Origin of the sequence: Peribacillus sp. TH27, assembly GCF_016650915.1 — a bacterium.
GTDB classification, from domain to species: Bacteria; Bacillota; Bacilli; order Bacillales; family DSM-1321; genus Peribacillus; species Peribacillus butanolivorans.
Genome location: NZ_JAEKEV010000001.1, coordinates 1 through 18966 on the forward strand (window position 1 = coordinate 1; position 18966 = coordinate 18966).

General features: G+C 35.6%; 21 protein-coding genes and 2 pseudogenes. 13 read left to right on the top strand and 10 right to left on the bottom strand.

All coding sequences use genetic code 11. The annotated features are described in order from the left end of the window. Window positions 1–82: 82 nt before the first annotated feature. The 4 genes from JFU24_RS00005 (at window position 83) to JFU24_RS00020 (ending at window position 2782) form a co-directional block, all read left to right on the top strand. Entirely contained in the window at window positions 83–646 is a 564-nt protein-coding gene (locus tag JFU24_RS00005; protein WP_201249214.1) for a histidine phosphatase family protein, read from the top strand. A gap of 95 nt (window positions 647–741) precedes the next feature. Continuing rightward, window positions 742–1215 carry a GNAT family N-acetyltransferase gene (locus tag JFU24_RS00010; RefSeq protein ID WP_201225380.1) on the top strand — a complete coding sequence of 158 codons (474 nt, stop codon included), beginning with the start codon at window positions 742–744 and terminating at the stop codon, window positions 1213–1215. Window positions 1216–1328: 113 nt separating this feature from the next. After that, window positions 1329–2102: a GNAT family N-acetyltransferase gene (locus tag JFU24_RS00015; protein WP_201249215.1), complete on the top strand. Its 774-nt coding sequence runs from the start codon at window positions 1329–1331 to the stop codon at window positions 2100–2102. Between the two features lie 134 nt (window positions 2103–2236). After that, window positions 2237–2782 (top strand): GrpB family protein, encoded by a 546-nt coding sequence (locus JFU24_RS00020; RefSeq protein ID WP_201249216.1) that lies wholly within the window; start codon window positions 2237–2239, stop codon window positions 2780–2782. 154 nt (window positions 2783–2936) lie between these two features. Here the strand turns inward: JFU24_RS00020 and JFU24_RS00025 are convergent, their stop codons facing one another. The 3 genes from JFU24_RS00025 to JFU24_RS00035 all read right to left on the bottom strand — a co-directional run bounded on the left by JFU24_RS00025 (window position 2937) and on the right by JFU24_RS00035 (window position 6358). Continuing rightward, window positions 2937–4154 carry an IS110 family transposase gene (locus JFU24_RS00025; protein WP_201249217.1) on the bottom strand — a complete coding sequence of 406 codons (1218 nt, stop codon included), beginning with the start codon at window positions 4152–4154 and terminating at the stop codon, window positions 2937–2939. Between the two features lie 731 nt (window positions 4155–4885). After that, a complete protein-coding gene (locus JFU24_RS00030) occupies window positions 4886–5845 on the bottom strand; it encodes a hypothetical protein (protein ID WP_201225386.1) in 960 nt (319 codons plus the stop codon). 60 nt (window positions 5846–5905) lie between these two features. After that, a complete protein-coding gene (locus tag JFU24_RS00035; protein ID WP_201225388.1) occupies window positions 5906–6358 on the bottom strand; it encodes a hypothetical protein in 453 nt (150 codons plus the stop codon). A 342-nt stretch (window positions 6359–6700) separates the two neighbouring features. Here JFU24_RS00035 and JFU24_RS00040 point away from each other — a divergent pair, with 342 nt between their 5' ends. Then, a complete protein-coding gene (locus JFU24_RS00040) occupies window positions 6701–7093 on the top strand; it encodes a hypothetical protein (protein ID WP_201249218.1) in 393 nt (130 codons plus the stop codon). 116 nt (window positions 7094–7209) lie between these two features. Here JFU24_RS00040 and JFU24_RS00045 read toward each other — a convergent pair whose 3' ends face one another. Then, window positions 7210–8427: an IS110 family transposase gene (locus JFU24_RS00045; protein WP_201249219.1), complete on the bottom strand. Its 1218-nt coding sequence runs from the start codon at window positions 8425–8427 to the stop codon at window positions 7210–7212. Window positions 8428–8891: 464 nt separating this feature from the next. On the opposite strand from JFU24_RS00045, the gene map reads away from it, so the two are divergent. The 4 genes from map (at window position 8892) to JFU24_RS00065 (ending at window position 11505) form a co-directional block, all read left to right on the top strand. Beyond that, a complete protein-coding gene (map, locus tag JFU24_RS00050; protein ID WP_201249220.1) occupies window positions 8892–9632 on the top strand; it encodes a type I methionyl aminopeptidase in 741 nt (246 codons plus the stop codon). Window positions 9633–9925: 293 nt separating this feature from the next. Next, complete coding sequence (locus JFU24_RS00055) at window positions 9926–10375, top strand: S-Ena type endospore appendage (protein ID WP_201225403.1); 450 nt, start codon at window positions 9926–9928, stop codon at window positions 10373–10375. A 172-nt stretch (window positions 10376–10547) separates the two neighbouring features. Continuing rightward, window positions 10548–11042 carry a BclA C-terminal domain-containing protein gene (locus tag JFU24_RS00060; RefSeq protein ID WP_242485209.1) on the top strand — a complete coding sequence of 165 codons (495 nt, stop codon included), beginning with the start codon at window positions 10548–10550 and terminating at the stop codon, window positions 11040–11042. Between the two features lie 118 nt (window positions 11043–11160). Further along, entirely contained in the window at window positions 11161–11505 is a 345-nt protein-coding gene (locus JFU24_RS00065; protein ID WP_397443461.1) for a DUF3992 domain-containing protein, read from the top strand. Between the two features lie 583 nt (window positions 11506–12088). Here the strand turns inward: JFU24_RS00065 and JFU24_RS00070 are convergent. Beyond that, window positions 12089–13324, bottom strand: a pseudogene (locus tag JFU24_RS00070) (IS110 family transposase). A gap of 440 nt (window positions 13325–13764) precedes the next feature. On the opposite strand from JFU24_RS00070, the gene JFU24_RS00075 reads away from it, so the two are divergent. Beyond that, window positions 13765–13917 carry an aspartyl-phosphate phosphatase Spo0E family protein gene (locus JFU24_RS00075; protein WP_242485230.1) on the top strand — a complete coding sequence of 51 codons (153 nt, stop codon included), beginning with the start codon at window positions 13765–13767 and terminating at the stop codon, window positions 13915–13917. 287 nt (window positions 13918–14204) lie between these two features. Further along, the gene (locus JFU24_RS00080; protein WP_201183632.1) at window positions 14205–14666 is read left to right on the top strand and encodes a hypothetical protein; all 462 of its coding nucleotides are present in this window, start codon (window positions 14205–14207) and stop codon (window positions 14664–14666) included. A 309-nt stretch (window positions 14667–14975) separates the two neighbouring features. Here JFU24_RS00080 and JFU24_RS00085 read toward each other — a convergent pair whose 3' ends face one another. The 3 genes from JFU24_RS00085 to JFU24_RS00095 form a co-directional block, all read right to left on the bottom strand. After that, window positions 14976–15269: a putative quinol monooxygenase gene (locus JFU24_RS00085; RefSeq protein WP_056529674.1), complete on the bottom strand. Its 294-nt coding sequence runs from the start codon at window positions 15267–15269 to the stop codon at window positions 14976–14978. Between the two features lie 102 nt (window positions 15270–15371). Then, window positions 15372–16013 carry a nitroreductase family protein gene (locus tag JFU24_RS00090; RefSeq protein ID WP_056529677.1) on the bottom strand — a complete coding sequence of 214 codons (642 nt, stop codon included), beginning with the start codon at window positions 16011–16013 and terminating at the stop codon, window positions 15372–15374. 77 nt (window positions 16014–16090) lie between these two features. Next, on the bottom strand, window positions 16091–16519 hold the full coding sequence (locus JFU24_RS00095; RefSeq protein WP_201183568.1) for a MarR family winged helix-turn-helix transcriptional regulator: 429 nt from the start codon (window positions 16517–16519) through the stop codon (window positions 16091–16093). A gap of 237 nt (window positions 16520–16756) precedes the next feature. On the opposite strand from JFU24_RS00095, the pseudogene JFU24_RS00100 reads away from it, so the two are divergent. Further along, window positions 16757–16924: pseudogene (locus JFU24_RS00100) on the top strand (NAD(P)-binding domain-containing protein); the annotation flags it as partial. A 150-nt stretch (window positions 16925–17074) separates the two neighbouring features. Further along, window positions 17075–17377, top strand: coding sequence for an IS3 family transposase (locus JFU24_RS00110; protein WP_201183566.1), 303 nt, complete (start codon window positions 17075–17077; stop codon window positions 17375–17377). A 170-nt stretch (window positions 17378–17547) separates the two neighbouring features. Here the strand turns inward: JFU24_RS00110 and JFU24_RS00115 are convergent, their stop codons facing one another. Beyond that, window positions 17548–18264, bottom strand: a complete 717-nt coding sequence (locus JFU24_RS00115; RefSeq protein ID WP_201183564.1) for a 3-ketoacyl-ACP reductase — start codon at window positions 18262–18264, stop codon at window positions 17548–17550. A gap of 137 nt (window positions 18265–18401) precedes the next feature. Further along, entirely contained in the window at window positions 18402–18959 is a 558-nt protein-coding gene (hxlB, locus tag JFU24_RS00120) for a 6-phospho-3-hexuloisomerase (protein WP_201183562.1), read from the bottom strand. Between the last annotated feature and the right edge of the window lie 7 nt (window positions 18960–18966).

Here is an 18966-nt window from a genome sequence, read left to right on the forward strand (position 1 = left end):
ACTAACGGGGCAGTTTAGTTCAAGAAGGAAATTACAGACAAAAATAGAAACTAGTATTTACTACTTATGTGGGAGGATCTGTATGCTAAAGAAGATTTACATTGTCAGACATTGCGAAGCACAGGGGCAACCTTCGGAATCTCAATTAACAGAAAAAGGTTCGAAACAAGCGAAATATTTAGTTGATTTCTTCAGTAATGCAAAAATTGACCGAATAATATCAAGTCCGTTTTTGCGTGCTATTCAATCAGTAAAACCATTAAGTGAGAAAACAAATATTAAAATAGAGATTGATGAACGCCTCTCAGAACGAACACTAAGCACAACGGACTTACCTGATTGGTATGAAAAACTAAAAGCAACATTTAATGATATGGAATTAAAATTTGAAGGAGGAGAGTCAAGTCAAGAAGCGAAGAAGCGAATTGTAAATGTTGTAGAAGAAGTCTTTAAAAGTGGGACTGAAAACACAGTAATCGTCAGTCACGGAAATATAATATCCTTACTTTTAAAGAATTATAATAGTGACTTTGATTTCGAGTGTTGGAAAAACCTTAGTAATCCTGACGTTTTTCAAATAAACTGTATTAATAATGAAGTGATCTTGGAACGTATATGGGATGAAGATAAAATAATAAAAATCTAATTAAATACATTAATTTAATGAACGGGTGTAGCGATCCTCTAGTAAGGATCGCGCCTAAAAATTTATTTAAAATAAGATAACGAAGGGAAAGTCATATGCAAATTATTAGCGTTAGAGAACATCCCGAGTATAAAGAAAAAGCAATTAAATATTTTCAGTGCAAATGGGCAAACGAAAACAGTATGAAAGTATATGAGGACTGTATTACACACAGCATAACAACGGATAGTCCGTTTCCTATTTGGTATTTAATGGAGGATTATGGTGAAATTATTGGCTGCGCAGGTCTTATTAGCAATGATTTTATTAGTCGGATGGATTTATGGCCTTGGATATGTGCTCTTTATATTGAAAATAGCTATCGTGGTAGATCTTTAGGTAAAGAGCTACTTTTACGTGCTAAGGCTGATGCCGAAAAAGCAGGATTCAATAAAGTTTTCCTTTGTACTGATCACATTGGATACTATGAAAAATATGGATTCACTTATATAGGTGACGGATACCATCCTTGGGGAAGTAGTTCAAGAATTTATGAGAGTAATAACCAAAATAATCATTTTTCAGCTTAGCGATTTTTTATTCAAGAATGGCTTTTCTTAATGAACTAACGGGGCAGGTTAGTGGAAGAAGGAAAGTACGACATGTATGATGAATAATCAAAAAACAAAGGGGGAATCAGTGTATGAATAATGAATTTAAAAAGGCCATGAATTTACTGGAAAATAAGGATAAAGAAACTTATCCTACATTTGCTTACTCTGTATTAAATAATTATATTCCTGGACAGGTCTATATGGATGAATTGAAGAAAACAGTTTTAATTGGAACTGATTCAGGTATTTTTGTTATTGGTGGAGACGAAATGAACAATGGTTTTGACAGCATATTTTTAGAAATTTATAGAAGCAGAAAAAATGATAAAAAGCGATTCACTTTGTTTTCTCCATCAAAAGAATGGGATCAAGTTATAAATAAGTTGTTTGAAAAAGAGTTAAGACAAATGCATAGATATTCTTTTCATTTTAATAAGGATACATACTCAACAATAAAAAAAGAAAAACTCCCTAAAGATTTTAAAGTAAAGAGAATAGATGAAAAAATAATTACTGATAGTCTAGAATTTAATGAATCTTATTATAATGAATATTGGGGTTCAGTATCAAATTTTCTTGAGAATGGTTTTGGGTATTGTTTGGTACATAATGATACCGTTGTAAGTGAGTGTACATCTATATTTAGTTCATCACAATTTGCTGAAATTGATATTGCAACTCAAAATAAGTATAGAGGAATGGGCTTAGCTCAATATGTTGCAGAAATATTCATTGAACATTGTATTGAAAGAAATTTGAAACCCAACTGGGATTGTGATGTTAACAATTTTGCGTCGATAAAGCTGGCTGAAAGATTAGGATTCGAAAATCCAATAGAATACTCATTATTCGTTAGAAGGTAAAAAGTTCTTATTTCGCTAACGGGTGCGTTAGCTGAAGATCGGAGCTGTCTTTAAGGCAGCGCAGGTTTGTAAAAGAATGCAGGTACAAAGATTTTTCTGAATCTGAAAAAATTAAAATCTTGAGGGAGAGTAAAATGAAAGATATTCATGATGAAAGCACATGGCCCGTTTGGGCTAATGAGACAATAGACATTGTCGAACCAAATCCCAAGTGGGTAGAAAAAGGTAATCAGGAAAAAGCACTTCTTCTTAATCTTCTTTCAACTTTCGGCATAACGGAAATTCAACATTATGGAAGTACATCTATTCCAAATTTACCAGCTAAACCAATCATTGATTTAATGGCTAAAATTGATTCATTTCAAAAAATAAAAGAAATATCTTCATTGTTAGCTAATCACGACTGGAATTATGTACCACCTAACTTAGACAATCGACCTTGGCAAAGGTTTTTTGTGAAAGTAATTAACGACAAACGAGTAGTACATTTACATATTTTACTTGAGGGAGTAGAACGGTGGGATAATCAGCTACTTTTTCGTGATTTATTACGGACTAATCAGCAGTTTATTGATGAATACGCTATTCTTAAAAGAAATTTAGCAAAAAAATATAGCAATGATCGTGAAGCGTACACTAAAGCAAAAACAGAATTTATTAATTATGTTCTTAAATCTTAGTTGTGAACTAATATAAGTTTGTGAAGAAATGTACTTAAACTACCATGAAAATTAAACACTAATAATAAGAAAAAAGACCATATTAAATAAAACGCAAGCTTCAATTTTTTTGAAAAAGAGCAGCGCCTTATTAGACCTCCTAATAAATCGGTGGTTAGGATGCCTCTGATATATTTACGGTATATCCTAAGTTTTCTAACCTTCGGACCGAATTTCGTACAATGGAAGCTTGCTTTTGCTTATCAAAATAATCTTCGCCTAAGTCTACATACATTTCTTTCCTTGTTAAAAGATAATAAGAAATTCTTAACATGGCGTGGGCAACGACAATTCCAGCTCGTTTTCTTCCTTTTCGCGCAGCTGTCCGTCTGTATAGAGCGCCAAGATAGTTTTTGGAGGCTCCAACTGAGTGAGCAGCCTCAGTTAAAGCAGATTTTAAATATTTATTTCCCTTTTTGCCTCTGGTTGATTTCCTTTTTCCTGCACTTTCATTGTGTCCTGGTACGAGGGCGGCCCATGAACATAATCTGGCTGCACTTTCGAACTGTTTTTCAACGTCCGTTCCGATTTCAGCTAGAATTTGTTCTGCCATTCGAGTGGCAATCCCAGGTATTGAATCCAGTCGTTCTATGTTTTCTTGATACACACTAACTCTTTGGGCAACCTCTTGATCGAGGTTTTTAATCTGTTCAGTCAGAAAATCAATATGAGTTAGAATCGTTTTAAGCATCATGCGTTGATGAGGATTCACATACCCATTCAGGGCAAGGATTAAATCATCTTTTTTCTTCTTCATCGAACGTCGCGCAAGGTTTGCTAGTTTCTCAGGATCATCCTCACCAAATGCGATCGCATGAAGCATGTCCTTTGATGAAACACCCATAATATCCGATACGACAGAGCCTAATTTGATATTTGCACCTTCAAGCACCTTTTGAATTCGATTATGCTGTCTGGCTCGTTCTTCAATAATACTTCTACGATACCGAACAAGCTCACGCAATTCTCGTTGATTTCGATCAGGGATAAAGCTTGCCTTCAATAAACCATGACGAAGAAGTTGAGCGATCCACTCAGCATCCTTGACATCTGTTTTTCGACCAGGGACTGCTTTCATATGTTGTGCGTTAACAACTAAAAACTCCATTTCTTCAGCCTCAATTAAGTTCACGATAGGCTTCCAAAACACACCTGTGCTCTCCATAGCGACATGAGTGCAACCATGTGATTTAATCCAATCCATCAGTTGAATTAAAAACACCGTTTTTGTAGAAAATGTTTGAATCTCCTTTCCTTCGGGGGTCATAATGCAGGCGGTAATGTTATCTTTATGTACATCCATTCCGCATACTCGTTCAATGATTACTTCCATTGAAACCATCCTTTCTATGGCAAAAAATTAGAGGCTGGTGCAAAAACCAGAATAGGATTAATCTACCATGAGTGCTTCCCGTAAGGGAGCGACAGTCTGTGATGCACCGAGGTCGTTGGAGTCAGACTAACGGATGGGCTCTAATGGCACCATAGTTCATCGACCTTCCTCACCCAGCCATAGAATCAGTATGGACGGTTTTCCACCATTTTCATTCTCTGTGGTGCAGCGCTGGTCGTGCGCTGCATGGTTGGCTAACGGGTGCTTTAGTTCATTAAGGTTCACTAAAAATAATCAAACTATTTTATAAAAACTGTAAACAAAATCAATAGAAAAGAATCCAATTTGATCAATCTTTATTTCAAAGCAACAGTTGATTCTTTTATCAACAGATGCCTTAGCACAATAAGAGAAATAAAAAAATCCCTTTCCTAACGTACAGGAAAGGGATTTTTTTTGCTGGGATTTGCTTAACGTACTGGATTCCGAAATGCTGGAGGTACCCTTTCTATACATCTTATTCGATTTCCACAAATATAAGGGATTTAGCATTCGATGCGTGTTCCTGATGAATTCACGTTTGATACGATTGCTTAAAAAAACAACTACCTTTTGGAATTATCTTTTATAGTTTTTACTATGGCTAGAAAAACTATAAATCCAACTATACCCGCGAAACTTAATATATTAATTATAGTAGACAATCCGATTCTTCCCTTCCATTGATAATCTTATTCTTTTTCTTGAATAACTACTCTAAAGGAACCAAAAGCTAGTTGACTCTCATAATTATCAGCAGATACTTCATAAGGAAACGGAAAGGCGATGAATTGGAAATTATTTTCGTTTTCAACTTCCGGTAGTTTAAAATCAAAAAGATATCTAGTTTCTGGAGGAATAGTTGTATATAAGACTTCTGTGTTATCTATAACTGCAACTTGCTCCCAATCTTTTAAAGCTATGACGGCATATCTGAGCTCATCATTCGTTTCATTTCCGGCAGAGAGCTTAAGCTTCTTGCCTTCTTTTTCAGTCATAATTGATTGCAACTTTTCCTGACTATTTGTGATAAATACATTTTCATTTAACCCATCTTTTACAATAGCATCAGGTTTTACTTCCTTTACTTTTTTTACATTTTCGCTGCTGTCAGCTTTGTTGACGGAATACCGCATACTTAAAACTTGTTCTAAAATTCCTGCCTTAATTAGATCGAGTTCCTTCAATTTATACTCTGGCTTTTGCACGATTACAAAAGTCAATTCACTGGAGTCGGAACGAATAGGAACAGAAACTTTGAAGTTTATGGAGCTGTTAGGTTTCATTTCAAAGAAAAATTTATTTACTTCCTGCTCCTTATTTTCAGCTTTGAATTTTACTTGTTTATAATCTTCAAAAATAAGTAAAGTATACTTTCTGTCTTCATCTATGTCGTTGTCTACTGAGGCAACAACTGTTACTTCATTGTCTTTACTATTAAGTGTACTTCCTTGATCTATAAGTTTCCCTTTCAAATTTTCCAAACCATACCCAATCGAACCATACTCATCCGCATTCGTTAGTTCGCGTTCTTTTTCAATATCAACAACGTTAGAAGTGCTTAATTCTTTAGTTGGAGATGAAGAAAAAAACCAGTAAAAAACTCCAAGCAATACCAAAACAGATAACGCAGTAATGTAGTATTTTTTCATAGACCAATCTTCTCCTAATTAAAAGAGATATGCAATGAGCATATCTCTTCATTCTTTTTATTACCAATATGCCTTTGTTTGACCAGTAATATCTTTATACCCTTTAAGTTTAAAAATATGAGTCCCAACAGCCCAATCATTCCCAAAGTATGCTGTTCCGTTCATTGTTTTAACTCCAATATAGTCCGCCTTTTTAGAACTTGCCGAATTAGTTTTGATTAAAGATCCATCACCATTAAAGGTTTTAGCTCGTGCGTAAATATAATCCTGTATCTTATTAGAGGATGATTTAGCTACTGCATAGGCTCCACCTCCAAAAGGTGAATGTGTAGTTAACTTACCGTGAACCTTATTCTTTGCTAGGATGGAACCACCTGTACCATCGGGTACTTGAGTAAATGATTTTTCTTGTGAATTTACCAAACCTTCAGTTTCTGCGGCACTTGCTCCCGTAGCAGAACTTAATATGGATAAACCTAATGCTGTTATCAATAATGACCTTTTCAACTTCAATATAATCCCCTCCATTTATTTGTATATATTTTACTATTTTACTATATAAGTAAATATTTAACAATTTTTTGTAAGGGAGTATCAAAAATAGATATATATCATTTAAAATTAACACGCTCACATTTTTGATAAGAATTTTCATTGTAGGTTATAAGCTAATGAATTAAATGAAACAGAAAATATCAGAAGAAATATATAGGTGTATGAAAATAAGGTGGTGGACTAAAAGGGGTTGCTGCGGCAGCCTTTTTCTTATGGCACTAACGGGGCAGTTTAGTTGAAGAAGGAACTTTAACTTTATGGTATTATTTAGGAAAGAGAATTGTTGTTAGGAGGACAGTAATGGGTGGTTCGCTTGTCTTGAAAATTTTGTTGATACCGATTGTTGGCATTGGTCTTTATATTACATTTAAATATATTAGACCAATGGTACCAATACCAGGGTTTACTGTGTACAAATCCTCTGGGATAACAGTGGACTATCCTTCTGTTGATTTAGAAAATAAAGAAGTTATTGGAACAGTTTCGTTTAAAGATACAAAAATAATGACGGTAATTGTAAATGTACAATCAAATTATGTTAAGGTTGAAGGCAGTGTTGAGAATACTCGTAAGGGTCAAATTGATAGTGACTATATTGATATGGTTAAAAACCAGGCTGAATTTTTCATTGAAAACAAAATAAGTAACCCTATAAAGTATTATGAACAGTTTATAGAAGCTGATCCTTCTTGAACTACCATGAAAATTAAACACTAATAATAAGAAAAAAGACCATATTAAATAAAACGCAAGCTTCAATTTTTTTGAAAAAAAGCAGCGCCCTATTAGATCTCCTAATAAATCGGTGGTTAGGATGCCTCTGATATATTTACGGTATATCCTAAGTTTTCTAACCTTCGGACCGAATTTCGTACAATGGAAGCTTGCTTTTGCTTATCAAAATAATCTTCGCCTAAGTCTACATACATTTCTTTCCTTGTTAAAAGATAATAAGAAATTCTTAACATGGCGTGGGCAACGACAATTCCAGCTCGTTTTCTTCCTTTTCGCGCAGCTGTCCGTCTGTATAGAGCGCCAAGATAGTTTTTGGAGGCACCAACTGAATGAGCAGCCTCAGTTAAAGCAGATTTTAAATATTTATTTCCCTTTTTGCCTCTGGTTGATTTCCTTTTTCCTGCACTTTCATTGTGTCCTGGTACGAGGGCGGCCCATGAACATAATCTGGCTGCACTTTCGAACTGTTTTTCAACGTCCGTTCCGATTTCAGCTAGAATTTGTTCTGCCATTCGAGTGGCAATCCCAGGTATTGAATCCAGTCGTTCTATGTCTTCTTGATACACACTAACTCTTTGGGCAACCTCTTGATCGAGGTTTTCAATCTGTTCAGTCAGAAAATCAATATGAGTTAGAATCGATTTAAGCATCATGCGTTGATGAGGATTCACATACCCATTCAGGGCAAGGATTAAATCATCTTTTTTCTTCTTCATCGAACGTCGCGCAAGGTTTGCTAGTTTCTCAGGATCATCCTCACCAAATGCGATCGCATGAAGCATGTCCTTTGATGAAACACCCATAATATCCGATACGACAGAGCCTAATTTGATATTTGCACCCTCAAGCACCTTTTGAATTCGATTATGCTGTCTGGCTCGTTCTTCAATAATACTTCTACGATACCGAACAAGCTCACGCAATTCTCGTTGATTTCGATCAGGGATAAAGCTTGCCTTCAATAAACCATGACGAAGAAGTTGAGCGATCCACTCAGCATCCTTGACATCTGTTTTTCGACCAGGGACTGCTTTCATATGTTGTGCGTTAACAACTAAAAACTCCATTTCTTCAGCCTCAATTAAGTTCACGATAGGCTTCCAAAACACACCTGTGCTCTCCATAGCGACATGAGTGCAACCATGTGATTTAATCCAATCCATCAGTTGAATTAAAAACACCGTTTTTGTAGAAAATGTTTGAATCTCCTTTCCTTCGGGGGTCATAATGCAGGCGGTAATGTTATCTTTATGTACATCCATTCCGCATACTCGTTCAATGATTACTTCCATTGAAACCATCCTTTCTATGGCAAAAAATTAGAGGCTGGTGCAAAAACCAGAATAGGATTAATCTACCATGAGTGCTTCCCGTAAGGGAGCGACAGTCTGTGATGCACCGAGGTCGTTGGAGTCAGACTAACGGATGGGCTCTAATGGCACCATAGTTCATCGACCTTCCTCACCCAGCCATAGAATCAGTATGGACGGTTTTCCACCATTTTCATTCTCTGTGGTGCAGCGCTGGTTGTGCGCTGCATGGTTGGCTAACGGGTGCGTTAGCGCCATAAGAAGGCCGCCAATTGGCGGCCTTTTGAACGTATGATTCTTAGCATTATCATACATTCAAATTCAAGTGGAAAAGTATGATACAATCAAGGCTTTTGAATGTTATGATTAAGAAAATCTGGTGGCAGATGTTATGGCATAGAAGGAATTAATTGCAGAGTCTATGAAAAAAAATGAGGTGAAGAAAAATGGTTGCAAAAACAGAAGAAGATTTTAATGGTTTGAAGGAAATTGGCAAAATTGTTGCCTCCATTAGAGATGAATTGGTACAAAGAACAATTCCTGGCATAACGACCAAAGAACTTGACGATATAGCCGGAGAGCTTTTAGAGAAAGCAGGTGCAGTTTCAGCCCCAAAAGGTGAATATGATTTTCCTGGCTATACTTGCATTAGTGTTAATGAAGAAGTGGCACATGGCATTCCGGGTCCTCGGGTTATTCATGAAGGAGATTTAGTAAATATAGATGTTTCTGGTTCCAAAAACGGTTATTTCGCAGATACAGGAATCTCGTTTGTAGTAGGCGAAGGAGAAGCAGTATTAACCAAAATATGCGACGTTGCTAAAAAGGCATTTGAAGCAGGTCTTAAGAAAGCAAAACCCGGTTCCAAAAAAAGTAGAATCGGAAAAGCAGTATTCGAAACAGCGAGACAGCATGGATTCACTGTTATCAAAAACCTTACAGGACATGGTGTTGGACGTAGAATACACGAAGCACCTGACCATATTTGTAATTATTATGATCCATGGGATAATGAAATATTAAAGGAAGGGATGGTTATCGCATTCGAACCATTTATCTCAACCTTTGAAGAAGAAGCATTACAAAAAGAAGACGGTTGGACCTATGCCACAGAAAAAAGCTATGTAGCTCAATTGGAACATACGATTATCCTTACTAAAAATGGTCCAATTATTGTCACACTTTAATTCAAACATACGCGAAAAAGAAAAATATATGGAGTTCGCTTACTAACGGATGCGTTAGCGCCATAAGAAGGCCGCCAATTGGCGGCCTTTTGAATGTGCGATTCTTTATATTATCGTACATTCAAGTTAAATAAAAAATACTCAACTCTTTATCGAAAAATATAGTCCTTTCTAGTTGATAACTGTGCTAATTTCACTATAATTCCACAGATGTACAAGCATTCTCTAAAAAAAAGAATTAAATATAGAGTGAACAAGCTCAAACACCTTTGTAAAGAAAGGAGGAATCCTTTGTGGGAAAAGAGAAGAACAAGAAATGTAATTGTGAAAAAAAAGAAAAAAAGAAGCCGAAACCCCCAAAACCACCCTGTCCACCTGAATATAAATGCTTTCCTAAACCATTTTGCGATATTGAAATCGTTTGTACAAAAACTTGTGGAAATATACATTTAAATCATGATGTTCGCGATTTGAACATTTGGAAAAAAGGATTGGATGAAAAAACGATTGTCACTGCATCCTTTTTCAATAGCTCCTCTAGTTCAGTTTCCCTTCGAGTTGTTGTGATTCGTATGGGGAAAATTCCTGTTGTACTTAATATCCCAAAAGGAAACTCACTTTCGGCAACTGTAGAAGATGCTGTTTCTATAATTGTATCTCATGAAGGAGAAGGAACAGTTGATGGGACATACTGTTTGGAAATATGTTTTCCTTTTCGCGACAAAAAATTCTTCTTCAACTAACGGTGTGTTAGCGCCATAAAAAGCCGCCAATTGGCGGCCTTTTAAATGTAAGATCATTTTAATAATCATACGTTCTAACGAAAGTGAAAAAATACAAAGTTTCCTATCCTAAAAAGAAGAATACCTTATAAAAAGGGTTTGTACTTTTTATTAACAAAGGAGAGAACAAAAGTTGACGAACAACCTTAATTTTTGTGGGCCACTGGGAAAATGTTGTTCAGGAGAAATTCAAGGGCCAAGTGTAACTGCTAATTCTATGTTTGCCTCTAATACAGTAGGTACTGTGATTTCGGTAGCTCTCGGAGGCGCTACCAGTATTCCCCTTCCCAATAATCAAAACTTAGATAGTTTTGTAACTAATGGTGCAAACACCATTTTCACTGTCCCAGTAACCGGCCGTTACTACATTACCTATCAAATTAATACAACAGCTGCACTCGGACTAGGAGCTGGTTCAAGAATTTTACTAAATGGTACTACTCCAATTCCAGGTTCTATATTAAGACCAGTTATAAGCGTTTCAATCTTTAATAATGATGTCATTGTAAACCTAACTGCTGGTGACACAATTTCATTGCAATTATCTAGCAGTATACTCTTAGTAGCTACTCTCTTATCAGCAGGAGGATCAACAGGTGCATCCCTAACAATTATTAGAGTAGAGTAAAGGGATAATATTTGAAGTACTAATACACTTTTGAACTCTTAAATAACAAAAAACAGATATTATCAACATTATATGGCACTGAATTTATTCTAAATATAAATTAGGAGGGAGATTAATATTGATGCAATTCGGGAATTGTTGTAATGGTCTATTAGGGAGTGTAAATGATGCAGTGTGTTTTACTGTTGATTTAAGTAATACAGCTGGGGTAGCTTTAGAGCTTTGGAATGATGCTACCCCTTTTATTATAAATGGAACAATTGTAGTAGAAAACAACGGAATTATCGGAGCTTCACCAACGGCTGCTCTCTCTGTAAATGGAACTCCAGTTGGTGGATTTATAGTCACAGCAGGTCAAGTCAAATCTATTACTATGAACAATATAAATTCGATTGGACTCATCGGATCAGGTACAGGAACAGCAAGTATCAGAGTTTCATTTTCCTTAAATTATAAATTTTAATTGGAATTTAGAAAAAATTATAAAAAGTGTCATACCATTGTTGAAAAAAGAAGGTGTTTGTGGAAGAAAGGACCTTGAAAAACAGTTCTATATTTTAGGGTAAAAAGAAGCTAGAGTGCCTGAATTTAAAGGTCAGATTCAAGCACAAGAAAAAGGACTCGACTTATGGAGGGCCTTTCGTTTTTATGGATGAAGGTGGATCTCAGTATACAAGCAGCCAGATGTGATCGATTTATGTAAACTATAGGTTTAAAGTGAAATATCACTTTTCTATCCCATTAATACGGGCCTTCATAATCAATGAAGGCCCGTATTAAATACTATATCCTATTTGGAATTCTGAAAATTAATTCTTTAAATAACCCATGTTAATAATATTGAAATTACTAAACTTTGAATCATAATCATACATTCAAAGTTGAAGTGAAAAAGTACCCTTAATGAACTAAACCAGCTAATAGTTAGTCAACATTTTTCAATGAAAACTTAAAATATTTCATGCTATACTAAATTTGTGCATGCTAAATAACCTTCCAATGAACTATATTTGGAAAGTTTTGTGCTATTTAGTTATATTTTTAAACTAGGTTAGATCTTGGAAAGTCGAGTTATTTTGTAATAGTGCATAAATCCATTGTAGAAGCTTATTGGCACATGCTATCACAGCTACTTTAAAGGGCTTTCCTTCTTCACGTTTCTTATCATAGAACTCTCGTAATCTCTTGTTCCGAGGGATGATTTCATCTGTCGTTTTCTTCTTGCGACAATCACGAATGGCACATCGAACAGCCATATATAGGGCATGCCGTAATCTACTCGAACCTCTTTTGGTTATTTTGTTTACGGATCCCTTGAATCTACCAGATTCAAAGATACTAGGATCAATTCCTGCAAATGCTACGAGTTTTTTAGGGTGATTAAACCGATCAATCTCACCAATTTCAGAAATAATCGTTGCCGCGATTTTTTCACCGATACCAGGGATTGATTGGATTATCTTATATTCTTCAATTTCTTTAGCCAAAGCACCTATCTCTTCATCCAACTTTGATAGGTGCTTTTGGTATTCCATAAGCATTTTGATATACATTTCTTAGCTCATTATGTGACTTTGATATAGTGTTGTCTGAAAGGGATTTTTAGCTGCTGCAGCTATAAGTTTCTTTGCCTTTGTATTTGCCCACTTTCTTGAACGACTTGTACATGATTCATCGATTTTATTACCTAATGCTTCTTCATCGACTACCAAAACATCTTTAGATGTAGGAAATTCTAATAAGGTTAGTAAAGAGACAACTGAATATAAGTCCCCAAAAACCCCATGATACTCAGGGAAAACCTGATCAAGAACTGCTTGAAATTGAAGTTTCGTTTGTACATATATACCCGTTACATTTTCGTGTTGTCTTGTAAGATTACGAAGGTTTAAGAGTTGAATTCCTCGTTTTTTATTTGGTTCCAAATCTTCTTTATAATACAGCTCGCAGGGATGGTAAGCATCAATCACATCTGTCTTTACTTTTCGTAGAGATGAGCTCTTTGCTCGATAGGAGACAAGTGGGTTAATGATAATTAGTAAATAACCTCTTTCCTCGAAATACTGAACAACTGGAGTATGATAATGCCCAGTAGACTCTAAAACGACCGGAGGTCGAATTCCTGCTAAGTTTTCTATCTCTCTAAGATATTGGTGTAAGCTCTCTAGCCCTTCAATGGTATGTGCTACTTTAAAACTTCTTTTATAAGGCTTCTTCTTATCCAAGAATGCTTGAACCTGACTTTCACCTTTAGCTACATCCAGACCAACCACTGGATTCATTTTTTATCTCCTCCAAAAACATAATATTTGCCGGTAACCCCTAATCCTTCTTGCAGTATCATAGCTTCGCTTGTTATACGAGATCTTGGTCCCAACCAGCCAAATCATGTTTAAGCAAGTAGGGGGCGAACTGTTTAGTTGACGGGATCTTAAGCCCCACGGGCAGGTACGTTCTACCCCGGCTACCGTTATCATATATCGATATAAAAAATGGTCAACCAGAAATATTTTCTGGCTGACCTTATAATACGAACGGGGCAGGATAGTTGCATAAGCGTAGTGTATTCGAACTGTGACGTATTGCAGGATAATATCATGTCTATTTCCCTATTTATTAACAAGTTCAAGAGAAAACATTTTAATAATTACACAATTGTAATATAATCCTAAAATAGAAATTAGTTACCTAAAAAGGAGTATTCAAAATGTGCGAAATAAAAATGTATAGGGATTTAGAATTAAATATAAAGAACCTAAGAAAATTACTTATAGAAACTGGTGTTAAGAAAGGTCTAAATCATCAGGAAACACTTAAATATAGTGAAAAGCTAGACAAGTTGATTCTTAAGCAATCCCTAATAAGTAATTATTAAATACTTAAAGATTTACCAAACCCAGCAATCAATGATCTTTATCGAACGAATTAACATTTTCATCTCCCCTTTATGTCGCAGTTTGTATCTGATGTGTAACATGATCCCTTTAAGGTCAATATATTATTACGAGCAAGGCAAATTAGTCACCACATGCATCTCCACCAGCCGGCCTTGCTCTTTACTTCATTTCATATTCGAACTGTGAAATAAGAATGTTGTGTTTTTTTTAGTTTTTAGGAAAACTAATTAAAATTGATTTAATACAACAACAGGAGGTAACAATATTGAAAAAATTAATAACTACATTAATCATCTTTAGCTTTATAGCCACTGTAGTATCTTCAAATGCAGCAGCAGCGTCAGACGAGCTATTTAAAACTCCTATCATAAAGCAAACTGATCAATGGAAAATCGAAATAAAAAAGGGTAAAGAGACGAAAAAAACTAATAAGAATGTGTTTAAATCATATAACGTTGTTATCACCAATATTGGTAAAGAGCTAGATAAAGTTGAATTTAATACTTACAGGAATGAACCAAATACTGAAACAAAATACGGATTAAGTATAAACGACCATCAATATGAGAAATTTAAAAAGGGACAAGCCTTTGAATTTTCAAATTTCCCTATATCGGTTAAATCCAATGAACTTCAATTTGAAATAAGTTGGCACGGAAAACCACACAGCAAAGAAGTTCAGGGCAGAAAATACAAGGAGACGTTTACTTTCACGCCTACTAAATAAGAGAAATGAAGGGCCGGGATACTTGGGTGCCCTTTTTTACCGCACAGTTTGTGTCAACTCTACAATAAGTCTTTATAGAACTAACAGGTGCGTTAGTTCATTAAGAAGAATAAGTAAAAAAGTCGATTCCTTAACGTAGAGGAGATCGACTTTTTAGGTTAATTGTCACACAGATTATGTACGCCAAATAAGCGCGTGATGTCCGAGAAAATGGAATGGAAATAAACAAGAGTTGCAGCTTGTTTTACCGAAGCAGCAACTCTTTGTTTTATAAGATGGGATATAGGAAATCCCATACATTTTAACTCATTATTTTAATGGTTGTCCTTCAAATGCGTTAACATTTAAAGGTGAAGAAAGGAATTCTTTAGCTTTACCAACAAACGAGGTGAAGTGCTCACTTGAATTATGGCTTGCAACCGCCAGATGATCTTGCCAAACTTCAACCATTGTAAATTCATTGTCTTTTTCTGTAGCTTTGTGAAGAGTGTAAGAAACATTTCCACTTTCCGCTCTTGAAGCTACGATTAGCGGTTGAATCTCCTCTAGAAATGCATCTTGTTTTGCTGGATTAATATTGAATACGGCATGAATGATAATCATTAAACGTCATCCTCTCTTTTGTTAAGCATAATAAACTTAATATATAATTAAAGTAAAAATAACATACTCGATTGAAATTTAATGAATGGATTCTTTATTACATTACTTCCATTGTGCGACTTTATCAATTGGAAGACGAACTGATTGATGGCCATTATCTGCTGCTTTACCGATTGAAATTAGCATAACTGGTACGTATCGATCTTTATCTAATCCAAAAGCTTCTGCAATCTGGTCTTTTTCATAGCCCCCGATTGGATTTGTATCATAGCCATAAGCACGAGCCGCAAGCATTAGTTGCATGGATACAAGACCACCATCAACTAGAACGACCTCTTTCATCTCTTCACTAGTGATTTTTTCGAAATATCCAGCAAATGAGGCTAATATGTTTTCTTTTACTTCTAAAGGCATAAGCCCTAAATCTACAGCTTTACCGTAGATTTCTTCGCCGTTATCAAAATTGTTCATATCACCAAATACGGCAATTACTGCGGAAGATGTTTCGACTTGATTTTGGTTAAAGCGAGCAAGAGGTGCAAGTGTTGCTTTTCCCTCAGGACTATCAATTACAAGGAAACGCCATGGTTGCATATTAACTGAAGAAGGAGCAAGTGTCGCTAAGGTAAGTATTTCCTCCATTTCTTCCCTACTGATTTTTACGGATTTGTCGTAATTTTTTATGGAGCGGCGTCCAGTGACAATTTCTTTGAAATCATTTGTTAATTGTGCTGTAGTAGTCATAGTTGATAGTCTCCTCTTTTTAACTTTAGTAGTTTAATTTATAGTTATTCTCATTTCAAATTGTAACGAATCAAGTGTTAGACTTGGCTTATATTTTTTTGAATGCGTGTCAGCATATCTGTTAACTCTTGACGTTCTTCTTCTTTGAAATCTTTAAGCATCAAAGTGACAAAACGAGCCTTTTCAGCTTGGTAGAGAATAATCTGTTTGCGACCATGATCTGAAAGACAGACAAGAGTAAATCGATTATCCTCCGGATCTTTGCGTCTTAAAATCATTCCAGTCGCTTCAAGTTGTTTTAAATGCCGGGTAATCGCTGCACTGTCAATGTTAACCTCTTTTTGAAGTGCTGTTTGACTAATTTCATCAACTTTATAAAGCTGATATAAGATATCATGTCTTGATTGACTAATGCCCGTACAACTTTCAAATTTTGAACTTATCTGTTTGTTAAGGCAGTTCATTATATATAAAATAAAAGATTCATTAGAACATGAATTCGTCAAGAAACACCCTCTTTTCATACGTTAGACAAAATAATTGATAGCTCAATAGTTGATGTGTCAATTAATATACTATACCCTAAATAATAAAGCAAGTATTTTAGTACTGCAACTTTTGCTTAACCAGAAGCTGCTCATCAATTATTGGAAGAGGATGGTTATAGATGGTGGTAAAAGAAAGATTATGATTATACTTTGAATCCATTACGCTATAGGTGAAATACTCAAGGAGGATTAATGATGAAGGTCGGATTAATTGGATTAGGAAAAATGGGGCTAAACTTAGGAAAGAACTTAATTGACCATAAACATGATGTAGTAGCATTTGATCTAAATACAAATGCTGTTGAAGAAATAAAGAAATACGGGGCTGAAGGTACATCTAGCTTACAAGATCTTGTTCAATCCACAATGGAATTGAATACGGAATGATGGCTTCGATTGGAGAAGGATTTGAAGTATTAGAAAAGATGACCCCTGTACAATGATATGATCCCCTTTTAGTAGACAGAAAAAAGAAAGCACATTAATCTGTCTATATATGGAGGGGATTTTTCTATGGGTAATATTAAAGGAACGTTTGATAAAGCATTCAAAACACTTCCCACCAATACAATAACCTATTTGAAAAAATATAAAATGCAATCCAGTATGTCAAGAAAGGGAAACTGCTGGGATAATGCTTGTATGGAGAATTTCTTCAGCCACTTTAAATCGGAGTGTTTCTATATGAACTCCTTCGGTACCTCTGAAGAGGTTCGAGGTGCTGTAAGTATGTATATTCGATTCTATAACCATCATCGCTTCCAGAAAAAATTAAACAACCTGAGTCCATATCAATATAGAACTCAGGTTGCTTAATTGGTCTTTTTTATTTCTGTCTATTTGACAGGGGTCACTCCACAACAGAGATCATCTTCTTTAGGCTGCCTAATCCTTTTTTTAAAAATGTCCTTTACAAAGGGTACACTTTACAACTAGGTTCCTACTTCTTATCCAATATAGACAAGAAGAGTCGATCACTTCTCAAATTAAGGATTAGTTGACCATAATCCTGAAGTCTTTACTAGGACTCTTGGATGAAGTTTTAACCCGGCTACAAGCAGCTCTGCTAAATCCTCTGATTGCATAACATTTTCAGGATTTCCACTAATAAGATTGGTTTCAATGGCCAAATCAGTTGCAACTGTACTTGGTGTTAAAGCCGTTACACGGATATTATGCTTTCTTACCTCTAGCATGAGTGATTCCGTTAGTCCTAAAACAGCAAATTTAGAAGCGCTGTAAGCACTTGTAACAGGTGCTCCTTTTTGGCCCGCAGTTGAGGACATATTCACAATATCTCCTGATTTTCTTTCAATCATATCAGGTAAAACGGCTCTTGTTACATTATATACACCCATCAAGTTTACTCGGATGATGTTTTCCCATTCTTCAGGAGTTAAATCAAGAAAACCGCCAAATTTAGCTATACCTGCATTGTTGACTAAAATATCAATAGAACCTAGGTCTGATTTGATGTGTTCAACAGCTTGATGAACTGCTTCAAGATCGGCTACATCTGCTGTTGCTGCTGAAACGTTCACATCATATTGCTCTAGTTCCGCGGTTACCTTTTCAAGATTTGACATCGTTAATCCAATCAATCCTAAATGAACTCCTTCTTTTGCTAAAGCAATCGCAGTAGCACGCCCGATTCCTCTGCCTGCCCCAGTAATTAAAGCAGTTTTTCCTTTTAATGAAATCATGCTATCATTCCTTATTAAAAAATTTTAGAATAATTGTTAATAATAACAAAATAATGTTTTAAAGACTAACCAAAGGACCGCAAAGTTTCTTTAGTATGTTTGCGGTCTTTTGGTTATTACATTCTTAGGACTATGTTTTATTCAAGATTGGCATGTCTGCCATACATCTTATTGGTATCTAATCCCTTTTTCTCCATGAATCTCAAGATGACGGCATCATAAAAAAGTAAAAGGGTCTGCTCAAATAATGAGCCCATTGGTTGGATGGTTTTATAATCGCCCTCTGATTGGTCTTTCGGGGATCCAGGCAATTTAATGGTGATATCTGCTAACTGTCCAATAGTGGAATCAGGGAAAATCGTGACAGTTGCAATTTTACCACCAATGCTTTTTGCTTTTTCAGCCATGGAGACTAAGCTTTTTGTTTCCCCGGATCCGGATCCGATGATTAAGATATCCTCTTTTTCAAAGTTGGGAGTTACAGTTTCACCGATTACATAAGAATCAATTCCCATATGCATCATCCGCATGGCGAAGGATTTGGCCATGAATCCTGATCTGCCTGCACCGGCGACAAAAACCTTTTTCGATTCAAGTATCCCGTTGACGAGTTTTTCAGCTTCTTCATCTGCGATTAAGTCAGCTGAATGATTAAGCTCTTTTAAGATTTCTGCTAAATATTGAGTCGTCTGCATCTTAGGA

Bases quoted from the DNA above. Each gene is read 5' to 3' on its own strand.
- JFU24_RS00010 (WP_201225380.1), top strand. From the start codon at position 742: ATGCAAATTATTAGCGTTAGAGAACATCCCGAGTATAAAGAAAAAGCA.
- JFU24_RS00075 (WP_242485230.1), top strand. From the start codon at position 13,765: ATGTATAGGGATTTAGAATTAAATATAAAGAACCTAAGAAAATTACTT.
- JFU24_RS00085 (WP_056529674.1), bottom strand. From the start codon at position 15,269: ATGATTATCATTCATGCCGTATTCAATATTAATCCAGCAAAACAAGAT.
- JFU24_RS00005 (WP_201249214.1), top strand. From the start codon at position 83: ATGCTAAAGAAGATTTACATTGTCAGACATTGCGAAGCACAGGGGCAA.
- hxlB (WP_201183562.1), bottom strand. From the start codon at position 18,959: ATGCAGACGACTCAATATTTAGCAGAAATCTTAAAAGAGCTTAATCAT.
- JFU24_RS00030 (WP_201225386.1), bottom strand. From the start codon at position 5,845: ATGAAAAAATACTACATTACTGCGTTATCTGTTTTGGTATTGCTTGGA.
- map (WP_201249220.1), top strand. From the start codon at position 8,892: ATGGTTGCAAAAACAGAAGAAGATTTTAATGGTTTGAAGGAAATTGGC.
- JFU24_RS00015 (WP_201249215.1), top strand. From the start codon at position 1,329: ATGAATAATGAATTTAAAAAGGCCATGAATTTACTGGAAAATAAGGAT.
- JFU24_RS00045 (WP_201249219.1), bottom strand. From the start codon at position 8,427: ATGGAAGTAATCATTGAACGAGTATGCGGAATGGATGTACATAAAGAT.
- JFU24_RS00020 (WP_201249216.1), top strand. From the start codon at position 2,237: ATGAAAGATATTCATGATGAAAGCACATGGCCCGTTTGGGCTAATGAG.
- JFU24_RS00040 (WP_201249218.1), top strand. From the start codon at position 6,701: ATGGGTGGTTCGCTTGTCTTGAAAATTTTGTTGATACCGATTGTTGGC.
- JFU24_RS00110 (WP_201183566.1), top strand. From the start codon at position 17,075: ATGGGTAATATTAAAGGAACGTTTGATAAAGCATTCAAAACACTTCCC.
- JFU24_RS00115 (WP_201183564.1), bottom strand. From the start codon at position 18,264: ATGATTTCATTAAAAGGAAAAACTGCTTTAATTACTGGGGCAGGCAGA.
- JFU24_RS00090 (WP_056529677.1), bottom strand. From the start codon at position 16,013: ATGACTACTACAGCACAATTAACAAATGATTTCAAAGAAATTGTCACT.
- JFU24_RS00025 (WP_201249217.1), bottom strand. From the start codon at position 4,154: ATGGAAGTAATCATTGAACGAGTATGCGGAATGGATGTACATAAAGAT.